At 59.1% G+C, this 3,444-nt stretch carries 3 protein-coding genes; 1 reads left to right on the plus strand and 2 read right to left on the minus strand.

All coding sequences use genetic code 11. The features are described from left to right. Positions 1 to 611, minus strand: a 611-nt coding sequence (locus VGG64_02265; GenBank protein ID HEY1598399.1) for a hypothetical protein, incomplete at its 3' end; no start/stop codon positions are given. Further along, positions 608 to 1,426 carry a cellulose synthase operon protein YhjQ/BcsQ gene (locus VGG64_02270; GenBank protein HEY1598400.1) on the minus strand — a complete coding sequence of 273 codons (819 nt, stop codon included), beginning with the start codon at positions 1,424 to 1,426 and terminating at the stop codon, positions 608 to 610. The genes VGG64_02270 and VGG64_02265, both read right to left, overlap by 4 nt. Positions 1,427 to 2,720: 1,294 nt before the next feature. Here VGG64_02270 and VGG64_02275 point away from each other — a divergent pair. Continuing rightward, positions 2,721 to 3,431: an IS6 family transposase gene (locus tag VGG64_02275; GenBank protein ID HEY1598401.1), complete on the plus strand. Its 711-nt coding sequence runs from the start codon at positions 2,721 to 2,723 to the stop codon at positions 3,429 to 3,431. Positions 3,432 to 3,444 lie beyond the last annotated feature (13 nt).

Here is a 3,444-nt window from a genome sequence, read left to right on the forward strand (position 1 = left end):
ATGATGTAGCCAGCGCCGCAACTTTCGGCGAAATCGCGGAAGGCGCGCCGGCGGCCATCATCGAGGATGTAGACGCGCAGCTTACCGGGGGGCCAGTCCATCGCCAGCGCCGCGAGAACCGTTGCGCGGACGATCCCGAGATCTTCGTTGTAAGTCGGTATATAGACATCCACGGTCGGCCAGTCCGCTGGATCGGACGGCAACGGAGCCGGCTTGCGTTCCAGGGGCCACACGGTCTGGATATAGCCCAATGCCATCACCATGATCGCGTAAGCTTCGGCCAGGGCGAGGCCCATGCCGAGAATTCCCTGGGAGAATGTCCCGAAGTCCAGCGTTTCCGTGAAACGCCAGACGATATAGCGTAACGAGACCAGAGCCGAGAGGATCGTCAGGAACAACGTCATTGGCCGGCCCCGTCTGCGATTACAGGCCAGAAACACTATCGGTGTGACGATGGCCACAATTGACTGCTCATCCGGATCTAGATAAACAGTCGTAACGACCCACACAAGCGTCAGCCCAAGCAGAGCCAGTACAACAATGGCGATCCATTCGGCAGTCCTTGGACTGGCAGGACTACCCTGCAGCAAACGCAACAGCAGACGTTTCATGGACGTGTCATACCGCTCCGGTCGGACGCGCGTTCCACCACGGCAGCTCGAGACGTCATCGCGAGCCGAGCCATGATCGCGCGGGTAATTTCGCCGAGGTCCTGGGTGGCTTTCGCTCCGGGCGCATACTCCGCCAACAGCTTTTGCGCCGCGACTGCCTCTGCCACGTGCTCATCACGATAGACCACTCCGAGTAAACGCTCGCCGAAATGCCGTGAGGCCGCTGTCGCTATCGGGGCGCCCAGTCGAGTCCGCGGATCAAATTGATTCAGCACGAATCCCTGATTGATTGGCTGCTGGTGCTCGCCGATTTGACCATAAACTGAACCGCTGTCGAGTGCCGGAAGCAGCGACATTGACGTGGCGTCTACCAGCAACACGGTGACGAGCAGGTCGGCAATCGGCAGGAGTGCCGACAGCATCGTGGAAGGCCCGGGCGGCGTATCGACCACTAAGGTAAGATCGGGTTCAGCTAAAATTTGTCGCACAGGTGTGGTCAGCAGATCCGGGCTCTCCAGGACTGCTGCGGCAAGTTGCGTCGCCGTCACCAAATCCGTTAACCCGTAAGGCAGTACGCCCACGCCGATGGCCGTGGAACAAAGCGACATGCGCCAGTTCGGTCGCTGCGTAATCCGACTGGCGAAGCCGTCTGTGGTCGTTAAGGGGACGCCGAAGTGAAACCGTAGCGTGTTCTGTGGGTCCAGATCAAGCGCGATCACCCGGCCGCCCGATCGCGCAATGCCGCCCGCGATATTGGCAGCAAACGTCGTTTTGCCGACCCCGCCCTTCGGCGAAGCAAGACAGATCAGGGGCATAGACTGGCCTGATGGCCGAGTACCGCGCGACCAACCAGCAACCTTTGTCGATCAATTGGCTGGCTTGGCACAATCACAATTGTCCCAAAAGATCTTGCAACCTGCGTCCCTGATCGGAAGGCCTCTCGGTTTGTGGCATGCCGTCCCGTAAAATGCGGAAAATCGCATTAAGAGGGGTGACGTCGGTTTGTAATGGAGCGAGCGACGGGGGTTTCGCTGCAGAAACTTGCCAACTTGAGCGCGAAACGGTGATCGCCGGTGGATCGGAGAGCGGGGGGCTTGGTGCGACCGCTGGCAGATTGTGGGAATCAATAATGGGGGACGGCGGTGGTGATAAATCCGGCGTTTGTGGCGGAGGAGAGAGCGCCGGCGCGATGTCGGCAATTGGAGTGTGGCTAATAGTGACTCCAGGAAGTACGGCCGCTAGCAATGGGAATGACGGCAAACTGTCTGGCAACGCGCCTTTGGGACCTGACGGCCCAGCATGGAAACTATGATACGCGATCGGTAACGCACCGAGTGCAGTCGACGCGCGTCCCACATCCTGATCTTTCTCTGGGGTCAAGTGATCGTCTCTCCATTGTATCCTGTCCTATAAGCAACGTCCTTTAGCCCAACGACTCCAGCTCGGTCAACGGCATTGTGAAGGTATTAACTCTCCTATGATAGTTGCCACTAAATCCGTGCGTAGCGTGTATACGGAGCCTGGAAGAAGCTTTGGACCAACTGGGGCAGCCTTTGCAATTGCCTCAAGTGGCGGAACGTGTTGACGACTTTGATACATCTGGGTTCGATATTTGGCCTCATCCGTCTCTTCATTCTGATCAAGATAGGAGTCCACCGAACGGCCCACTCCTGACAAGCAATTCCGCGAACCGCTGCATCAGCGGCAGCAGCCGATGCTCAGGCATGTGGGGGATCAGGTCGTAGGAGAGCATGCAAAGCTTTGGGGTTTGTTCCGCATTCGGTAGATTATAGGCTCACGGGACGAGGGTGAGCGGGTGCCAAAGCTGGTGTGGCGGGTCAAGTTGGTGGCGGAGTTGGAGGCCGGGGAGACGACGGAGGTGGAAGTCGCACGCCTCGAACGCGATGAGCAGGCAGGCCCGCCCTCGGGCTTCATCTCGCGGAGGCAGAGCAGCTGACAGCCGCGATCCAGGCGGAGATCGTCCCGGTACAGGTGGTGATTGCCGGCGAGAATCGCTGCACATGCGTCGCTTGCGGGCGGGTCCTGGCCAGGGCATTGTCAGGTTAACCGGATTTGGTCGGCCAGCGCAGCCCGGGTCAGAATGGCGGAATGAGCAAGCCACCCGACCCACACTATCGTCATCGCTTCCCGGCTGAGCTGATCAGCCACGCGGTCTGGCTGTACCACGTCTTCAGCCTGAGCTTTCGGGACATCGAACTGCTGCTGGCCGAACGTGGTGTCATTGTCTCCTATGAAAGCGTCCGGCAATGGTGCCTGAAGTTCGGCGCAAGCTTCGCCGACAAGATGCGGCGGTGGCGACCCAAGCCAGGCGACAAATGGTACCTGGATGAAGTGTTCATTCGGATCAAGGGCGAACGGCACTTCTTGTGGCGTGCCGTTGACCAGGACGGGGTCGTACTTGACATCCTGGTGCAGAGCCGGCGTGACGCGGGTGCAGCGAAGCGTTTCTTCAAGCGCCTGCTGAAGGGCTTGCAGTATATGCCGCGTGTTCTCATCACCGACAAGCTGGGCAGCTATGGTGTGGCGCAGCGTGAGCTGCTTCCCGATGTTGAACATCGGAAGAGTCGCTACCTGAACAACCGGGCCGAGAATTCGCATCGGCCAACCCGGCGTCGGGAACGCCAGATGCAACGCTTCAAATCGTCATCACAGGCGCAAGGCTTTCTGTCGGCGCACTCTTTTATCTATGGACACTTCCGGCCACGACGGCACCGGATGACTGCAACCAACTACCGGATCTCACGTGTCACGACCTTTAGGGTCTGGCGAGAGGAGACGTGTGCCCGGATGGCGGCATGATGATGTCCAACAT

It is taken from the genome of Pirellulales bacterium, assembly GCA_036490175.1.
Classification (GTDB): Bacteria; Planctomycetota; Planctomycetia; order Pirellulales; family JACPPG01; genus JACPPG01.

Excerpts from the sequence above, each read along its gene's own strand:
- VGG64_02270 (HEY1598400.1), bottom strand. The coding sequence starts at position 1,426 with ATGCCCCTGATCTGTCTTGCTTCGCCGAAGGGCGGGGTCGGCAAAACG.
- VGG64_02275 (HEY1598401.1), top strand. The coding sequence starts at position 2,721 with ATGAGCAAGCCACCCGACCCACACTATCGTCATCGCTTCCCGGCTGAG.